Origin of the sequence: Paenibacillus sp. WLX1005 (assembly GCF_046603685.1) — a bacterium.
GTDB lineage: Bacteria > Bacillota > Bacilli > Paenibacillales > Paenibacillaceae > Saccharibacillus.
Genome location: NZ_CP176756.1, coordinates 4,441,283 through 4,459,912 on the forward strand (window position 1 = coordinate 4,441,283; position 18,630 = coordinate 4,459,912).

Here is an 18,630-nt window from a genome sequence, read left to right on the forward strand (position 1 = left end):
TATCCCTCCTTATTTGCCGGCGATGATCATGCCGCCTTGATCATTATGTTGCAGAAATGTAATTTTACCGCCATACGCACGTTGTAGGGTCTCGGCTGTAAAGTTCTGACTAACCGGACCAGCTGCGATCAGTTCACGATTCAGCAGCAGCACATCGTCAAAATACGATGCAACCGTCGACAGATCATGATGCACAACAAGCACCGTTTTGCCTTGCTGCTTGAGCTGCTCCAGCAGTGTGATGATCGCCTTTTCCGTTGTGGCATCTACACCGGCAAACGGTTCGTCCATCAGATACAAATCCGCCTGCTGTGCCAGTGCTCGCGCCAGAAAGATACGCTGCTGCTGTCCGCCAGACAACTGGCTAATCTGACGATCCGCATAGTCTGCCATACCAACCTGACGCAGACACTCCATTGCGGTTTCCTTTTCCCGTTTGCCCGGACGACGGAACCAGCCGAGTCGTCCATATGTGCCCATCAGTACAACATCCAGCGCATGCGTCGGAAAATCCCAGTCGACCGATTCGCGCTGCGGCACATAACCGATCCGTTTGCGCTGCTCCGTATACGGCTTGCCATAAATGTGTACCTGTCCGCTGAGCGTTGGTACTAATCCCAGCATCGCTTTGAGCAGCGTTGATTTACCAGCACCGTTCGGTCCAAGCAGACCGATGAGCCGACCTTCGCCCAGTGTAAAAGAGACATTTTGCACGACAGGCTTTTTGTGATAACTAACCGTCATATTCTCTACACGGAGCGGATAATCATTTGCAGAGATAGACCTGCTCGTAGTCTCTGTTGCGGTTGATGCAGTGAATGATGTAGTCATGGAATGACCCTCCTTGCTCGTGATTGGTATGATGAACGTTTCTACATAGGATACTATTTGCTGATCGTTACGATTCAGCTATGGATCGATCCTATGCTCTTTCGATGCAATATGTTATTTCAGCGCATTGACGATCGTTGCGGTGTTGTGTTTGACCATGCCTACGTATGTGCCTGCTTCACTGTCAGCAGCGCCAAGGGCATCGGAGTACAATTCACCGCCAATGCTTACCTGATGACCTTGCTCTGCGGCTCCGGCAATGATAGCTTCCATCGAACGTGCCGGGATGCTGCTCTCGACAAATACAGCTTTGATACCGCGTTCTACTAACATATTGCGCAGCTCGACGACATCTTTGGAGCCATATTCCGAAGCGGTGCTGATGCCCTGCAAGCCGCGTACTTCAATATCATAAGCATCGCCATAATATCCAAAAGCATCATGGGCGGTGACCAGCACCCGACTTTGCTGCGGAATATTCGCAATTTGCTGTTGTACATCGGTATGCAGCTGCTCCAGCTCTTTTAAATACGTATCCGCATTGCTGCGATAAGCATCTGCATGAGCAGGATCGGCAGCTACCATAGCATCGCGAGCACGTTCAACCGCACTCATCCACAAACTAACATCAAACCAGATGTGCGGATCATGCTCGGTTGCATTTTCCTCACTTTGACGTAGGCGCTCTGGCTCGATCTGGTCGGTGATCGCAACAACTTGTCGCGTATCGCTCATCTTTTCCAAAATGTCGGTCATGCTGCCTTCCAGATGCAATCCGTTGTACAGCACCAAATCGGCATCGTCCAGCTTGCGAATATCGCCTTGAGACGCTTTGTACATATGCGGATCGACGCCCGGTCCCATCAGACCGACAACCTCCACATGCTCGCCGCCTATTTCTCGCGCGGCATCGGCAATCATGCCAGTAGTGGCAGTAATATGCAAAATGCCATCTTCCGGTTCACCCGCTGCCTGTCCACTACTGCACCCGGCAAGGACGACAATCAGAGCAATGAGCATGGCAGACTGCATCCAACGACGACGCCATGTGCGAACAGACTGGATATGACGTATTACTACCGCTGACGATAAAGTCTCCATAGCTTGATTTTGTTTGCCAGTCTGAACGTGTTGATCTGTTTGCGCATGATGTACAGCATCTGCTGATGCATGAGAAGAATGTTGGGAGGATGATTGGGATGGCAATTGCTTGTTGTACATAAATGATTCCCCTTTCGTCATTCGCTTTTGATTATGGATGGAATGTATGAACTCAATGTTTCCTCTATGACTTTATTTTTATATACACCATATTTGTTTCCTTAGTGCAAATTTTAAGGTGTAGGGAAAGAAAAAACAAGAATGTAATTTTGAACATATTCATTTCAAGACAATAGAAAAAGCCTGTTTGTCTATAAAAGGACAAACAGGCTTGATTCAGCTCACTTTCTGTATCTTTTTGTTATTCGTCTTTTGCATGTACGTAAGACGGTCTATGTCGAAAATGTTGACATTCATTAGAAGTGGGCGAAAGCTTACTGTTGGGGATCATCCGCTTGCGCATCGGCGTTTTGATTTTGCGTTTTCTTCGGTACACCGTCCAGACCATACTCCTGATCGTAAGCGTCAAAGATTTTGACCGCAACTGGTGCCGCGCTACGAGAACCGAAGCCACCTTCTGGAATAACAACTGCGACAGCAAGTTTCGGGTTATCACGTGGGGCGAAGGCGATGAACACACCGTTATCGACAATTTTGCCGTATACGGATTGCTGGGATGTACCTGTTTTGCGTGCAACATCATAGCGATAGTTGTTCAGTACTTCCACTTTACTGCGCATTCCGTTAATAACTACGTTCCAGTCTTCTGCTGGGAAATTAATGGTGTTAAGCACTTCACGTCCATATGTTTTGACCGTATTGCCTTTGGCATCTGTAATTTTGCTGACAAACTGAGGCTTTAAGCGCTCGCCTCGGTTAGCGATTGTAGTTACATACTGCGCCAATTGTAATGCAGTATAACGCCCCTGCTGACCAAAAGAAGCATATGCCATCGCCGCCTGTGCACTACCGGCAGCTTTGATATTCGTATATTCACCACGTCCGGGATTCTCGTAAGGTAGACCGCTTTGTGTCGCTACACCGAGTCCAAATTCTTTCATATATTTGTCCCATACATTCACTGACTCATTGCCATATTTGCTATACAGCGGTTTACCGACCATATCGATCATAAACGCATTAGAAGATTTCTCAATAGCCCTTGAAGGAGTTAATGAGCTTAATACTTCACCCAATGCATTTCTGACTCGGGTTTCGTAGCCTGCTTTACCAAACTCAGCATAGCCGCGATCATAGTAACCTGCATAAGGTCCAAAAAATCCTTCCTTCATCCCAATGAGTACACTAAGCGGCTTAATAACCGAGCCCATCAGCACAAGCGACGAAGCACGTCTGCCATTGTAAATCTCCCGAATGGTACCGTTTGGATAATACGGTTCAATCGCCTTCAATTGTTCAGCTGTCGGTGACTGCGACCAGATCATCGGATCGTAGTCCGGCATACTTGCCATGGCAACGACATTCCCTGTATCGACTTCCATCGCCACTGCATACCCAGTCAGCGCGTTGGCAGCATGAGCAGTACCGCTACGATACGAACGCAGAAATGCCACTTGATCCGTAATTGCCTGCTGAGTAGCCAGCTGTACATTTTTATCAATCGTCATCCACAGATTGTAGCCCTTTTGCGGCGGTGTCAGCTCTGATCGTCCGTCTACACGATTGAGTGCATTGATTGGCGTGCTGCGAACGCCATTTTGGCCGCGCAGCTCATCTTGGAAGGTATATTCCAATCCGTCTACACCGACCAGTTCGGTATCCATATACCGTTCATCAGTTCCGCTAAGACGCGCGCGGTTTTTGTATTTGTTCATACTGGATTTTACACCGGAAAATCCTTTCAAATAGCCAATCGTCTGCACAGCTACACGATCCGGGCTATACTCGCGGATACTTTCTTCACGTACTTCAATTCCTCGATATTCGTCCTTATGCTCTAAGAAATAAGCGATTTCTTTGTTACTCAGGTCTTTCTTGATTCGACGCGGAGTATAGCCGTAGTTTTTACGATACGTAATATCCATCGCTTCGATAATCTGATCGGCAGTCATCTTATTGTTCGGGTCGCCATATGTATTGAATACCCGCTTCAGATCGCCGACAATTTTCAAAAATTCATCTTTATTCTCATCCAGACGATAGTCTTTGCTTAATGTAAAATAAAGCGATTGCGTCGATAACGAATACGCAATTTTACTGCCCGACGCATCGTAGATGATGCCCCTGCTTGGCATAATCGGCGTCTCATTGTTCACGATACTGGACTCCGCTTCCGTCAAGGTTGGACCTTCCACAAACTGTAAAATTGCCAGTCGCACGACCAGCACACTAAAGATCAGAAACGTGGCAAAAAAGAAAATATTCAAACGGATCGAAAACTGCCGCCGGTGACTCTCTTCAAATTCTTCCGAATCGGTCGAATTCCATTTTTTCATCGACTGGGTAAACCTCCTATTTGCTACAAAATATAAAATCAAGCGACAGGTATATGATTCATATTCAACAATTTTCATATTCCATAATATGTAGTTGTTTCTTCATTTTAGCATATGTGTGAACAAGAACAAATGCCATTCAACATCCTAAGCAAAATATGTGTAATACCTTATCTCACCTGCAAAATGGAGAAGGTCATACCTTATGAATCATGTTCTAACGTTTTAGATGCAAAAGCCCCGGAAGTTCCCTTCCGAGGCTCATTATATTCTATCTCCCAATGTACGAACCGATCTTCAAAATGTAACTGGTAGCGAAGCCAGACTTTGGGACGACAGCGAGAAATGCCAGACGATATCGTCGCGCGGAATGCCCAGTCGAATATTCGGCATGCGTTGCAGCAATGTCGTAAATGCCACATCCCCTTCCACCCGTGCCAGCGGAGCACCCAGACACATATGCACACCGTTACCAAATGCGAGATGGCGGTTAATATCGCGTGTAATATCCAATTCCTCGGATTGCTCAAACTGATGCTCATCCCGATTCGCCGATTTATTGAAAACGATCACTGTATCGCCCTTCTGAATCTGTTGACCGCCAAGCTCAATATCTTCTTTAGCAAAACGTGGACCGACAATTGTAGATGGACCGTTAAAACGTAGTAGCTCCTCCATCGCATTCGGGATCAAGCTATGATCGTTTTTGAGCTTTTCTAATTGCTCTGGGTAATCGAACAGCATCAGCATACCGGTCGCAATCAGATTGGATGTCGTCTCATGCCCAGCAAAGATCAGTAATGTGATCATTGAGGTCAATTCATCTACGCTCAGCTTATCGCCTTCTTCTTCAATCGCAATCAATTGACTGATCAGATCATCCTGTGGATGCTTACGCTTTTGCTCAACCAGTTGCAGCGTATATTCACCAAATTTGCGCATATTGTCAGCGACGCCGGGATCGGTTTTACCAAGTCCCAGACCGCTTGCCAGCGCATCCGACCATTCCTGAATGCGAATATGATCTTCCTTTGGTACACCCAGCATTTCCGAGATTACCCGAATCGGCAGTAAAAAAGCATAATCGTTGACCAGATCCATATGCCCTTGCTCCTGCACCTGATCCAGCAGCTCGTCTGCAATTTGCTGCACTCTCGGTCTAAGACCTTCCATGTACCGCGGCGTAAATGCCTTGGATACCAGCCCACGTAATCGACGATGATCCATACCGTCGGACGTATGCATCGATTTGCCAGTAAAGAAGGTCGCTGGACCCGACGGATCCGCCTGCTGCTTCAATGCGCGATTCGGCGGCTCGTATCCTTCGATCAATGCTGGATCGACCGTAAAATGATTGCGATCCTTCAGCACAGCTATCGCCTCTTCCATACGTGTAACGAGCCATGCCGGACGCTCCGACAATCCCCACGGCGAAGCAATCGGAACAACGGGTGCGACACCACGTACTTCCGCAATGGCTGGAAATGGATTATCGCCTGCCTCACCTTTGAAGATACGAAATGCTTTGTCAGATACTTGCGTATTGGATGGATCCATAATGAATAACCTCCTGTTGTTTTGATGTGAATGCAGGAGTCTCTCCCGTGAAATAAATAGTAAACCTACCTAAAATCAATCGCAAGTTTCCTTTTTTTCGCAAAAACGTAACATAGCACTCATTTACTGTTAGTGTGATTAGAAGTGAGCATGCCATTTTACCCAGTGTTTGAAGGGATTAAAATAGACACATCATTCTCCGCATCCCTTGCTGTATATCGTTTGAACAGATACTTGCTACTTTTATATGGATTTGTATAACATGCTTTTTTACTTTGGATCAGTGTACGCCTTCAGACTACCCATTCCGCATAAAAATGATAATAATTACTTAGTATAAATTAACATATGTATTTTTGATAATAAGTATTTTTCACTCTACATATAGAATGTACTTTCAGATCTTAGAATAAACAAAAAAGAAGCAAGCGTATCGCCTGCTTCTTTTTGTGCTTTGACGAACTGATGCTAAATCGTGATCTGTTGGCTGATTATACTATTATTGACTTGTGTTCGTGCTATCCGCATTCGCATCTGTCGATTGTTTTTTCGGTACGCCATCCAGACCGTATTCCTGATCATAAGCATCGAAAATCTTACGAGCGACTGGCGCAGCACTTTGCGCACCAAAGCCACCTTCGGGAATCACGACAGCGACAGCCAGTTTCGGATTATCACGTGGAGCAAAAGCGATAAATACACCATTATCGACATTGTGTCCATAAATGGATTGCTCAGATGTACCTGTTTTACGCGCGATAGCGTAAGGGAAATCATCGAATACCTGTACATCCGTTTGCATCCCTCTAATCACGGTGTTCCAATACTCATCTGGGAAACTAACCGTATTCACAACCTGCGCCTTGAATTGCTTCACCACATTGCCTTCCGAGTCCGTAATTTTGCTAACCATCTGTGGTTTCAGACGTTTACCTCTGTTGGCAATCGTTGTTACATACTGAGCCAGTTGCAGTGTTGTATATTTCCCACCTTGACCAAAGGAAGCAAATGCCATTGCTGCCTGTGTACTACCCGCAGCTTTGACATTCAAATACTCACCGGAACCTGCACTTTCGCCAGGCAGCCCACTCTTCGTCGAAACGCCCAGTCCAAATTCTTTCATGTATTTATCCCATACATTGACTGAATCTGCTTGGTATTTGCGATATAGCGGCATACCGACTTCATCAATCATAAAGGCGTTAGAGGAATGTCGGATTGCCGAAGCTGGATCAAGAGAGCCATATACGTGCCCACTGGCATTTTTGATTTTGGTCGTATGCCCTTCTTTACCGATCTCGGCATATCCTCTATCTTGATAGTACGTATACGGAGTAATAACTCCTTCTTTTAATCCAATCAGTACCGTGAGCGGTTTGATAACCGAACCCATTAATACCATGGAAGAGGCATGACCTTCACGATACACCTCTTTGATCGTTCCGTTTGGATAATACGGTGTAATATCCTTGATCTCATCGCTGGAAGGCGACGTGCCCCAGATATTGGAGTCGTAATCTGGCATACTTGCCATCGCAACAACGTTACCGTTAGTCACATCCATAGCGACTGCATAACCGGTTTGCGCATTGGGTGCATACGCATTCCCACTACGATACGAGTGCAAATAGGACAATTGATCCGTAATCGCTTTTTGCGCTGCTAGCTGGACATTTTTGTCGATCGTCAGCCAGACGTTGTCACCTTTTTGCGGAGCAGTCAGTTCGGTACGTCCGGTTGCGATATTCAGCGAGTTGACCGGAGTCGTTTTCAGACCGTTTTTACCGCGCAGAGCGTCTTGATACGCATACTCAATACCGTCGACACCTACATACTCAGTAGACAGATATTTCTCATCCGCATCAGTGATGCGCGATTTGTTAATATAGTGATCCATCGTAGTGCTAACGCCGCTAAATTGACGCAGATAGCCAACCGTCTGCACGGCTACACGATCTGTATCGTAGTGACGAACACTTTCTTCCACGACTTCAATTCCCGGAAATTCATCTTTGTGCTCTAGAAAATGAGCGATCTCCTCGTTGGTTAGATCTTTTTTGATCCGACGCGGGGTGTAGCCGTAGTTTTTCTTATAGGTAATATCCATCGCATCAATGATCTGCTGAGCCGTCATCTTCTCGTTGGGATCGCCATATTTGTTGAATACTTGCTTCAACTTGGCAACAATGCTGTACAACTCGTCTTTATTTTTCTCCAGCGAGTAATTTTTGGACAAGGTAAAGTAGAGCGATTGGGACGAAGTAGAGTAAGCGATTCGCTGTGTACCGCTGGCATCCAGAATGTTACCCCGGATCGGCGGGATTGGCGTACTTTTCGTGGAGATACTGGCTTCCTGCTCACGCAGATTCGGTCCTTCCACAAATTGCAAAATCGCCAGTCGTACAATGAGAATGGTAAATACGATAAACGTGGCAAAAAAGAACACATTCAGACGGATAGAGAATTGGCGCTGATTTCTGAGTTCGCGTTTGGACGACTCATCAATACCCGATTTTTTCATTGGCTGGATCTTTTCCCTTCTCTTGCGGCATTGCTTTATGATGCCTGCTTGAATCTTAGTTTTGCGTGTTTCTTGATCTTGAACGACAGCAGCTTGCGCTGCACGAATATGCAACAAACTTTATATTAGCACATGGATTACCATGTTGAGAAATTTTGCGTTCATATGATGTGATATGACATGGTTACAATACACTTTGCTCTACATGTGTCTCAGCAAACTTCGGTGGATTGAACCAGTTGCCTGCGGATGCCCACGTTGGATCAAGTGGAATCCATTGACCAGAACTCGGCACATACACCTGATTCCACGCATGCGGACCATATCCGCCTTGACCGTTATATCCAAGCCCGGTAACGACACGCACATCAATTCCTTGCGAACGAGCCATGACCGCATACAAACGAGCATAGTCGATACATACACCGAGCTTCGTTTCAAATGTATCTTCCGGTGTTTGTTCATGCCAGACGCCGCGCTGCTCATAATCGGCAACTTTGCCATAGTCGTAGCTGACGCGCGAGCCGACCCAGTCATATAGCAGTTTGGCTTTCGTCTCGGTATCGGTCGTAGTACCGACAATCTCGGCAGCTGCCTGTTCAATATTATCTGGAATGCTGCGATCCACTACATCATATTTACGCTGGAAAATGCCAGTCAATTCCTGCTCCACCGCACTGGTGAACACAGGTAGCGTATTTTTGACAAAGGAGCCGGTCAGCGGCTGTACAACTGATTTGACCGTACCATTGTATAATGACGATGCTTCTACATACGACGACCATTTGTTGTTGGGATACAGACTGACCGCGATAAATAGAATTACGATCACAATCGCACCGCGTAGCACACCATTTAGCAATCCGACCAGACCGCCAAGTATTCGGCTCAGCCAGCCTGAACGCCGCCCTTCCGTCGGAACGGGTCCACGTCGCAGACGTTCTGGAATAAGCAATACCGCCAACAACGAAAAGGTGATATTCGCTATGACATAACTCAACATAAACAACACGGCAAACCGTAACAGCGAGAATTCCGAGATCAGGTAAATGGCGGAGTAATACATTTCCCACCACCATTGCAAATTGCCGTCCGGCACGGAATTGGACACCTGCTCTGCCCATGACTGCACATACGGGGAAACGAACAGCGCAAACGGCGCCGCCAGCAGCAGCGCCAGTACCGTTAGCAGCGTGCGTCCTGCCCACGAAAATAGACGCCCTGCCGAGCGACTTGCCCCGCTGCGGACGCCTTGCAACACCGAGATCAATACGATGACATACAGCAGACAGGAAACAAAGCTGCTGTCAAACCACGCTGCAATATCCTTTACTTCCATCTACGTCCTCCTCTAGCATGACGGTCTGTATACCGCTTGCCAGTATGCTCTGTCATTCGATGATCACATGAACGAACACTCTGGATGCTTCCATTCTTCATTTACTTGCCGCCGTATTTTGCTTTGCCTGCGTAATGACCGATTGAATCGTACTGTTCACGTCCCATTCGCCAAGCGGCACACCGCGGAAGGTCATGCTGACTTTGCCTGCACCCGGTTCACCGGTAAACTCGATATTGTCCGATTTCACGGTGTACGTGCCATCTCCATTTTGAATAAAGCGTGCATCCTTAGCTTCATTTTTCATCACGTCGAGTGCCTGATCGCGCAATGCACCGACCGTTTGATCCGTTACATTGGTAACGGTATCGCGAATCTGATCCAGCGAGATGCCGCTGTAAATACAGACCGCTGCGACGATAATGATCACGATCAGCCATTTGATCACTGTTTTGACCAGATTGATCACGAGAAATAATATAATTAGAGCTACCAGAATGATCAGCCAATTCTGTTTAAAAAATTCGCTCCATACTTGCCAATCCATCTGTATAACCTCCAATATGCATTTTCCTATGGTGTCTGTACGATCTATTTTTTGTCCATGATGGTATTCAGTAGCTAGCTTTTTGGCTAGTCTATAGTATAACCGAAATATGCTTATGGTGTCAGTAGTCGCCTTGCCGCTTACAACATCATCGAATACGAGGTGTTCATTCCTTTCCAATCTTAGACAGAGGTGATTGCCCTGATTCATATTATCGTAGAAGGCAAAAACGACCGTAGTAAATTGCGCCGTGTCCTACAACCAGAAGTGCAGATTCTATGCACCTTTGGCACGCTAAACTCGCAAAAGCTGGAAAAGCTACGCAAGCAGGTCGGACAGGACGAAGTGTATCTGTTTCTGGATAACGATTCGTCCGGTCGCAAAATTCGCGGCGTGCTCAGCGATGCCTTTCCAGATGCAACGCATATGTATACCCGTCGCGGGTATGCCGGTGTAGAAGGCACGCCGGATGAGTATGTCGCAGCACAACTGGAAAAGGCAGGGTTAGACGAATATATTATCTACCCTGCACCGCCTTTTTAAAGTTTTGTTATTCGTATTCGTCGCAGACTGACATCATTCTCAGCGATGCACCGTGTCGATCATCATCAAAATAAAGCTTATCGTCAAATAGTTAATCGAAAAGATAAATGCTCTTTTTGCCCATTGATCCTTGTTCTGCTTTTGGAAACCAGCGATTGCCATCACCAGCCATGTCACAGACAGCACCAATGAAGTCACCATATAGATCCAACCAGTATAGCCGTACACATACATTAGAATCGGCACTGGAATCAGCAGTGCAATATACGGTAGCATCTGATACTGGGTACGAGTAATGCCTTTGACAACGGGCAAAAGTGGAAAGCCCGCAGCACGATATTCTTCCACCCGACGAATGCCCAACGCCCAGAAATGCGGCGGTTGCCACAGAAACAGCATCGCAAACAATAACCATGCGCCTATATCTATTTGTTGCGACACCGCTACGTATCCGATCACTGGTGGCATCGCGCCTGATATACCGCCGATCGATGTACTCCAAGTGGAGCTTCGTTTCAGCCATAGCGTATAGATGACGATATAGACAAACATGCCCAGCGCGCCAAGTGCCGCTGCCAACAGCCCTGCGAATATTGCCAGTACGGATAAGCCAACGATGCCGAGTCCAATCGCATACCACAATACAATAGTAGGAGATAGGCGACCAGTTGCCAGCACACGGTCACGAGTACGCGTCATTTTCATATCCAGTTCGCGATCCCAGTAATTGTTAAATACGCACGATGATGCCATTACCAGCATCGTTCCAAGTAATGTCCATAACAAATGTCCAAACTGAATATGCCAGCCCGAAGCGAGCCAGAAGCCGCCAAAGGTAGCAATCAGATTGGAGCGCAAAATCCCCGGTTTGGTAAGCGCGATAAAGTCACGCCAGCTTGCTCCTTGCTCGCCTGGAGCCGGAGCTTCATGTAAGCTAGAATCCGGTAGTGTAGAATAGCCCGGTTGTTTATCCAAGTGAACTTCTTCCTCCTTAACATTAGGTTGCATGCAACCGATGATTACAACATAGGGCTGTTCATAAAAAAGGCTCACCTCTTCCACTCCCTATTTCCATAGGAAGATGCAGGGTGAATCCCGATACATCCGTACAAATCGCCTTATCCACTTTATCATACTCCCATGCAATTGTCTTTGCCTTTGCCAAGAGATGGCGGCGATTATGACAATTTGTTGAAGGATGCGTATTTTAATCTCAGTTTCACGTTTTTGCTAACTGGTTATGGTAAACTACAGGCGAAATGAAGCAAAGCTACTGCGTCATTGCAAAATTGGAATTGCATACGAGATGAGACGCCGAATGACTAAGGAGAGAATATTCAATGGATACTGCCACCCATTTTGCCATGGGGTTTGGACTTGCCGGACTTGCTTATGTAGACCCTGTTGTCGCTTCCGACCCCGGTCTGGCGATTGCAGTTATGGTCGCAACGATCATCGGTTCGCAAGCGCCGGATTTTGATACTATATTACGTTTAAAAGACAATGCCACTTATGTACGCAATCATCGCGGCATTACGCATTCCTTGCCATTTATGGCATTTTGGATTGCGCTGATCGGCGGAGGCACTTCGCTGCTGCTACATCATGAAGGCTTCTGGCACATTGTATTGTGGACTGCGATTGCGGTTGTCCTGCATGTGTTTACCGATTTGTTTAACACCTACGGTACACAGGCGGTGCGACCATTTAGCGAAACGTGGATTTCGTGGAATATTATTAATATTTTTGACCCGTTTATTTTTGGGACGCATATTGCGGCGCTGCTGCTGTGGGTAACCGGATTGGTTCCGCCTGCACCGCTATTTATTACGTTGTATTCGACCATCGCTGTCTATTATGTATGGCGGACGACGACACACTGGTATTTGACCCGCAAGGTAGAGCGCATGGATATTGAAGACGGACGCTCACCGGAGCCGGATGGACATTATGTGCTCATTCCGACCATTTCGCTGCGCCGCTGGCATGTTGTGCATGCCAAACAAGACGGCAGCTACCGAGTCGGCTGGTATAGCCCGAATAAACTGATCTGGATTGACGCTGTGGCATCGATGCAGCATCCAGCGATTGAAGCGTCCCGTCAGCATCGGGATATTCAAGCGCTGCTGTACTTTTCCTCGTATACGATTTCTGAGGTGGAGCAGACGGCTGGCGGGTATATTGTACGCTGGGCGGATGTGCGCTATCGCCATCGTCGCCAGTATCCGTTTGTCGCGGTTGTGGTGATGGATAAGGAGTTTCATACGCTGGATTCGTATGTGGGCTGGTTGAGCCCGGATAAGATGAATGAGCGGTTGAGTGTGCATGTTGGATGATGTGGAGTTGAAATGATTTGGCGGGAATGCATCATGCACTTCGGGAAGGAATAAGGGAACGGGACTCCGGTGGAGCCGCGGGAATCTTTTGGATTAGGAAGGAATGAAGATTCCCGCCCCTCCAAAGTCGTCCCTATCCCTTATTTCCTTCCCTTCGTTATCTGCGCCCGCCTCATTTTCAGCTTTCACTTGGTAGGGGAAGTAGAAATTAGAACATGAACATTGCTGTGGAGTAGAAACGGGATTACTGTTTTGGATTCAATTTTTATGTGTATTATCTATTAGTTTACTGGTTCACTATTTTGTTGGTTTACTGGTTTGCTGGTTTACTATTTTAATTGGTTGATTTGTTTATTGGGTGACTAGTTTGTTGGTTTATTGGCTTAGTCGTGTATGGGTACATTATGATTAGTAAACGTTATGTATCTCTATCATTTTCAAAAAAAGCCCTGATTGGTTTGGCAGCTGGAGTGCTGGGACCGGATCAGGGCTTTTGGTGTTTTTTACATTTGGTGTTTTGGGTTTGTTGTTTACTTTTTTGTTTAGTTGGAACTTGGTGTTGTAGCGTGTGAAAGAGCGTAAACAATATGGTTGGGTGGTGGGCTGCATGGGTTGGTGTGTCATGCAGCGAGTGGTGATGATTGTTGTACGTTTTTCTTACGTGTTACTTTTAGCGGTTGGAGTTACTAAATTTCGTTTATTTCTTTATTTCGTTATTTACGTTTGTCGTTAGTTGGAAAATAGTTTTTCGGCGTCGTCTAGTGCCATGCGGTGACCTAGGGATGAGTAGTCTAGCCATTTTTGACCGTCGAGCATGTAGACGTGTTTTTCTTTGACGGCTTTTAGGTTTTGCCAGACTGGGTTTTTCTCTAGTTCGTCAAAGGTTGCCTGCGCTTCGTTGCCTTTGCTGATGATGACGAAGATCGCGTCGGCGTTGTAGTCGGGCAGTACTTCTTTGGAGACGACGGCGAATGGTTCGTCGGTAGAGATTTGTTTGACCATGTCTGGTGCTTGTAGTTTCAGGTCGGTGTACATAATTGGACCAAGTGGGCGAGCGGTGCTCATCACGCGCAGTTCTTTGGCGGTAGCGCGGATTGCCATGACTTTGGCGTTGTCGCCCAGTTTGCTATGGATCAGGGTGCTGACTTCATCGGCTTTTTGTGTGTATTCTTTAATAAATGCGTCGGCTTTGTCAGTCAGTCCGATATGCCCGGCGATTTGTTTTAGGTGATCCTGCCATGTGCCTTCGTCCATGTTGATGGATATGGTTGGTGCGATTTTCTCGAATTTGGAAAGGTCTGTGCCGGAAATGGATTCGTCGACGTAGATTACATCCGGATTCAACGCCAGCAATGCCTCCATATCAGGATCATCGGCTTTGCCTAGTTTGGTAGTACCTTGTAATTGATCCGCTACATGTGGCAGGAAGTCTTTAATATCGCCGCCAATGACCGAACCGACAGGCTGAATGCCCAATGCCAACAAATCATTGGTGACATGAATGGACAGCGATGCAACGCGTGCGTCGGCTGTATGTGTAATAGTGCCATTCTCGGTTTTAACTTTGGATGATGCTTCACCAGTAGCGCTGCTTTCGGTCGTGCTTGCGCTCTGACCGCATGCTGCCAGCAGAGCAATCAGCAGCCCCAATACGATAAATAGATGTACCTTTTTCAACATGTCTCTTACTCCTCCAAATGGATACTTATTTATAGTTGTATTGCCTGTTTACATTTCAAAACATAATCTCTGTTCAAAATTTACTTCGGAACAGCAAATACAGAAAATACGGTCCCCCAATCGCCGATACGACGACACCAGCAGGAACAGCATTCGGTTGGAAAATCGAGCGTCCAATCGTATCCGCTGTTAGCAAAATGACCAGTCCGATCAATCCGGCAGCAGGCAGAAAATATTTGTGCTGCGCACTGGTCAGACGACGCGCAATATGCGGCGCGACTAATCCGATAAAGCCAATAGAACCGACCATCGCTACACTCGCACACGACAGAGCCACCGCCAGCAGCAGCATTTCGATCCGGCTGCGACTGACATGACCGCCCACGCCTAGTGCGAGTTCATCTCCAAGCGCGAACAAATCAAGTCGGGATGAACGATAATATACCCACGGTACAATCAGCACGATCCACGGCAATAGCGTCCACACATGAATCCAATCGCGCGCCCATACACTGCCCGCCAGCCAAGTCGCGGTAAAGCTGTACGTGTCTTCGTTCAACCGAAGCGATAACAGCAGTGTCAGTGCACTGATACCCGCCGCTACTGCAATGCCAACCAGTATAAGCCTAATGGGCAACAATCCGCGTCTGCGGTCATAGGCAAGGGTGAAGATGAGCAATGCTGTGAGCGTACCACCGACAAAGGTGAAGATCGGTATCCAGATTGAGGACGAACCTTCCAATGTACGGAAAAAAGACACATACACAATCAAGCCCAACCCGGCTCCGGCATGAATACCAAGAATACCCGGATCAGCGAGCGAATTACGCGACGTTCCCTGCAAAATCGCTCCAGCAATCCCAATGCCACTTCCCGCTAGCATCGTAATGAGAATACGCGGCAGCCGATAATCAAACAAAATCAGTTGCTCTTGCCTGCTACCTGAGCCAAATAATGTGGACAGTACGCGCAGCGGAGACAAGCGGATTGTGCCAGTATTGAGACTGACGAGTACAACTAGCAACGACACAACGATGAGCAGCAGACTAACGAGCCATGCGCGCCGAGCTCTTTTCATCTGTACGCTATGTAGATCCATCACAGTCCCCTCCCTTCCCGGCGCGCCAGATAAAGGAAGAATGGAACACCGACCATTGCGACCATCGCTCCAATCGCAAATTCACGCGGCGGCTGTACCATCCGTGATGCAAAGTCCGCCCAGACGAGCAACATCGCACCCAGCAATGCGGAAAACGGAATGATCAACCGATAATCAACACCGATCAAGCGGCGTGCAATATGCGGGATCACTAGCCCGACAAAGCTGATCGCGCCTGCTGCCGATACCGATACCCCTGCCAGAATCACGACAGCAATCAGTGCCAGCACTTTGATCCATCGTACCCGTACACCTAGATTAACCGCCGACTCCTCACCAAGTGCCAGAAAGGTAATCGGTCTGCCCAGCGTGATCGCCCAGATCGTCGTTAGTACAATGATTGGCACTAACAGCTTCAGTTGATCCCAGCTAATCCCGCCGACGCCCCCTGCATACCAGAATGCCAGATCCTGACTGAGATCATAATAGATAGCAATGCCCGTACTAAGTGAATGCAGCATTGCCGCAATCACAGCTCCGGCTACTGTCAACTTCATCGAGTTCAGCCCGCCCGGTGTCGATGCGCCCAATGCAACGATCAATACCGTCGCCAGCGCCGCTCCGACAAAGGACATCAGCATGAGCGACGAATACGATAATGTCGGCAAAAAGGCAAAGCTCAACGCCACCACCAACGACGAACCGGCATTGATACCGAGCACGCCAGTATCCGCCATCGGATTACGCGTGACCCCCTGCATGACTGCACCGGCAACAGCAAATGCCATACCGACAATGACTGCCCCGATGACGCGTGGCAAACGCAGATTATAAATAATCTGATCCGCCGTAGCCGCCGGGTTATAATGAAAAACCGCCGACCATACAGCCGACAGCGTCAATTCCTTCGCTCCATACGAAATGGCAAAAAAGACGGACAGCAATAGCCCGGCTACAGCACAGGCAAACCAGATGCCTGTTTTCAGTTGTTTGTGTAATCTACTCAAAGCATACCGCCGCTTTCTTCCAATTAATAGTGAGAATCATTATCATTATAACATCGTTATTATAACGTATTCCCGACATTTGTATATAGTCATTCTGGCTTTCGTTTGGCTTGACCATCTTCTCAAACTACGGCAAAATAGAAAACAGAAGTCTTGTAATACGCTTACATGACTTCTGCTTCGGGATGTATATTATATGCTGTCGAGACTGTATCATGTAAAAAGCAGGTGTGTTCCGATTCACCCCATTTGGGTAAATCGAACCAACACCCGCTCTCATCCATCTTATTTATTTCAGGAGGCTGTCATCGCTATGAGCAAGATTCTTTCCGCCTGGTTTGCCTTTTCTTCCATTATTCTGTTGTTATTCTGTGCTGTTGCTATTTCGTACTCTGCCTGGCTCGCCATTTTGCTTGGTGTCGTTGCTATTGGCAATATTGGCTGGGGCTTTGTCATCAAAGCCAAACAACAACGCCGTAGCGGGAATCACCCTGCCTGACCGATACGCATGATCCGTATGTTCTTGCAGCGCTGCATTGCCCAGCAGAGCATACAACCGCTTATCGCGATACAGGCAAAAAGCCCATTTTCTCTTTGACGCCAGTCAATATTTTCTCCGCTGAGGCTTGTGCATGTTGTGCGCCCTGGCGGAGAATGTCGCGTACCTCGCCGGATTCACGAATTTCTTTGTAGCGCTGCTGCAACGGTTCCAGACCAGCAACAACCACTTCGCCCAATTCCTTTTTGAATCCTCCGTACATTTGACCTTCGAATTTGTCAGCTACCTGCGCCAGACTCAAGCCCGAAAATTGCGAATAAATCGTCATCAGATTACTCACTTCCGGTTTGTTGATCGGATCATATTGCACTTCGCGTCCAGAATCCGTTGTCGCGCGGCTGAACTTTTTGCGAATGACATCTGGCGGGTCTAGCACGGCGATATAACTGCCTGCGTTCGGGCTGCTTTTGCTCATCTTTTTCTTAGCGTCATCCAGTGACATGATGCGTGCGCCCACTTCGGGAATGTACGGATCTGGAATGGTGAAATACTCACCAAAGCGGTGATTAAAGCGCGCAGCCAGATCGCGTGTCAGCTCCAAATGCTGCTTCTGATCATCGCCAACCGGTACTAGATCCGCATTATACAGCAGAATATCCGCTGCCATCAGTGCCGGATATACAAATAGACCGGTACCAATATTTTCTTTACCTGCGGATTTGTCTTTGAACTGAGTCATACGTTCCAGCTCGCCCATCGAAGCGAGCGTTGTCATAATCCATCCCAGTTCCGCGTGCTGCGGCACATGCGATTGCATAAAAATATTCGATTTGGACGGATCCAAACCTGCGGCAAGATACAGCGCAGCAACCGATTCGGATGCTTCGCGCAGTGCTGCTGGTTCTTGAGCTACTGTGATCGCATGCAGATCGACAACCATAAAGTAACAGTTGTATTCATGTTGCAGTTGAACAAAGTTCTGGATGGCTCCAATGTAGTTACCGATCGTCAACAGACCGCTTGGCTGAATGCCGGATAGTACAGTTTTCATGCTTATTTCCTCCCTTGTCGTTGGCTTACTACGTATACAGCTGTGTGTATTCTACATATCAGG

At 47.4% G+C, this 18,630-nt stretch carries 15 protein-coding genes; 3 read left to right on the top strand and 12 right to left on the bottom strand.

Features of this window, described 5'->3' with window-relative positions:
* Window positions 1–9: 9 nt before the first annotated feature.
* The 7 genes from ACE3MZ_RS18990 to ACE3MZ_RS19020 form a co-directional block, all read right to left on the bottom strand.
* Complete coding sequence (locus ACE3MZ_RS18990) at window positions 10–744, bottom strand: metal ABC transporter ATP-binding protein (protein ID WP_411346850.1); 735 nt, start codon at window positions 742–744, stop codon at window positions 10–12.
* A gap of 201 nt (window positions 745–945) precedes the next feature.
* Entirely contained in the window at window positions 946–1,863 is a 918-nt protein-coding gene (locus ACE3MZ_RS18995) for a metal ABC transporter solute-binding protein, Zn/Mn family (RefSeq protein WP_411346851.1), read from the bottom strand.
* Between the two features lie 503 nt (window positions 1,864–2,366).
* Window positions 2,367–4,388, bottom strand: a complete 2,022-nt coding sequence (locus tag ACE3MZ_RS19000) for a peptidoglycan D,D-transpeptidase FtsI family protein (protein ID WP_411343675.1) — start codon at window positions 4,386–4,388, stop codon at window positions 2,367–2,369.
* Window positions 4,389–4,685: 297 nt separating this feature from the next.
* Window positions 4,686–5,945, bottom strand: coding sequence for a cytochrome P450 family protein (locus ACE3MZ_RS19005; protein ID WP_411343676.1), 1,260 nt, complete (start codon window positions 5,943–5,945; stop codon window positions 4,686–4,688).
* Window positions 5,946–6,444: 499 nt separating this feature from the next.
* Window positions 6,445–8,466 (bottom strand): peptidoglycan D,D-transpeptidase FtsI family protein, encoded by a 2,022-nt coding sequence (locus tag ACE3MZ_RS19010; protein WP_411343677.1) that lies wholly within the window; start codon window positions 8,464–8,466, stop codon window positions 6,445–6,447.
* Between the two features lie 184 nt (window positions 8,467–8,650).
* Window positions 8,651–9,805 (bottom strand): transglutaminase-like domain-containing protein, encoded by a 1,155-nt coding sequence (locus ACE3MZ_RS19015; RefSeq protein ID WP_411343678.1) that lies wholly within the window; start codon window positions 9,803–9,805, stop codon window positions 8,651–8,653.
* A 97-nt stretch (window positions 9,806–9,902) separates the two neighbouring features.
* The gene (locus tag ACE3MZ_RS19020; protein WP_411343679.1) at window positions 9,903–10,352 is read right to left on the bottom strand and encodes an ATPase; all 450 of its coding nucleotides are present in this window, start codon (window positions 10,350–10,352) and stop codon (window positions 9,903–9,905) included.
* 201 nt (window positions 10,353–10,553) lie between these two features.
* Here ACE3MZ_RS19020 and ACE3MZ_RS19025 point away from each other — a divergent pair, with 201 nt between their 5' ends.
* Window positions 10,554–10,895: a toprim domain-containing protein gene (locus ACE3MZ_RS19025; protein ID WP_411346852.1), complete on the top strand. Its 342-nt coding sequence runs from the start codon at window positions 10,554–10,556 to the stop codon at window positions 10,893–10,895.
* Between the two features lie 39 nt (window positions 10,896–10,934).
* Here the strand turns inward: ACE3MZ_RS19025 and cyoE are convergent, their stop codons facing one another.
* Window positions 10,935–11,870, bottom strand: coding sequence for a heme o synthase (cyoE, locus tag ACE3MZ_RS19030; protein ID WP_411343680.1), 936 nt, complete (start codon window positions 11,868–11,870; stop codon window positions 10,935–10,937).
* A gap of 365 nt (window positions 11,871–12,235) precedes the next feature.
* Here cyoE and ACE3MZ_RS19035 point away from each other — a divergent pair, with 365 nt between their 5' ends.
* The gene (locus ACE3MZ_RS19035) at window positions 12,236–13,231 is read left to right on the top strand and encodes a metal-dependent hydrolase (RefSeq protein WP_411343681.1); all 996 of its coding nucleotides are present in this window, start codon (window positions 12,236–12,238) and stop codon (window positions 13,229–13,231) included.
* Window positions 13,232–13,960: 729 nt separating this feature from the next.
* Here ACE3MZ_RS19035 and ACE3MZ_RS19040 read toward each other — a convergent pair.
* The 3 genes from ACE3MZ_RS19040 to ACE3MZ_RS19050 form a co-directional block, all read right to left on the bottom strand.
* A complete protein-coding gene (locus tag ACE3MZ_RS19040; protein WP_411343682.1) occupies window positions 13,961–14,911 on the bottom strand; it encodes an ABC transporter substrate-binding protein in 951 nt (316 codons plus the stop codon).
* A gap of 73 nt (window positions 14,912–14,984) precedes the next feature.
* Window positions 14,985–16,010, bottom strand: coding sequence for a FecCD family ABC transporter permease (locus ACE3MZ_RS19045; protein WP_411343683.1), 1,026 nt, complete (start codon window positions 16,008–16,010; stop codon window positions 14,985–14,987).
* Complete coding sequence (locus ACE3MZ_RS19050; protein WP_411343684.1) at window positions 16,010–17,017, bottom strand: FecCD family ABC transporter permease; 1,008 nt, start codon at window positions 17,015–17,017, stop codon at window positions 16,010–16,012. The genes ACE3MZ_RS19045 and ACE3MZ_RS19050 overlap by 1 nt, the downstream gene beginning before the upstream one ends.
* Window positions 17,018–17,330: 313 nt before the next feature.
* Here ACE3MZ_RS19050 and ACE3MZ_RS19055 point away from each other — a divergent pair, with 313 nt between their 5' ends.
* Window positions 17,331–17,516 (top strand): hypothetical protein, encoded by a 186-nt coding sequence (locus ACE3MZ_RS19055; protein ID WP_411343685.1) that lies wholly within the window; start codon window positions 17,331–17,333, stop codon window positions 17,514–17,516.
* Between the two features lie 61 nt (window positions 17,517–17,577).
* Here ACE3MZ_RS19055 and trpS read toward each other — a convergent pair whose 3' ends face one another.
* Window positions 17,578–18,567 (bottom strand): tryptophan--tRNA ligase, encoded by a 990-nt coding sequence (gene trpS / locus ACE3MZ_RS19060; RefSeq protein ID WP_411343686.1) that lies wholly within the window; start codon window positions 18,565–18,567, stop codon window positions 17,578–17,580.
* Between the last annotated feature and the right edge of the window lie 63 nt (window positions 18,568–18,630).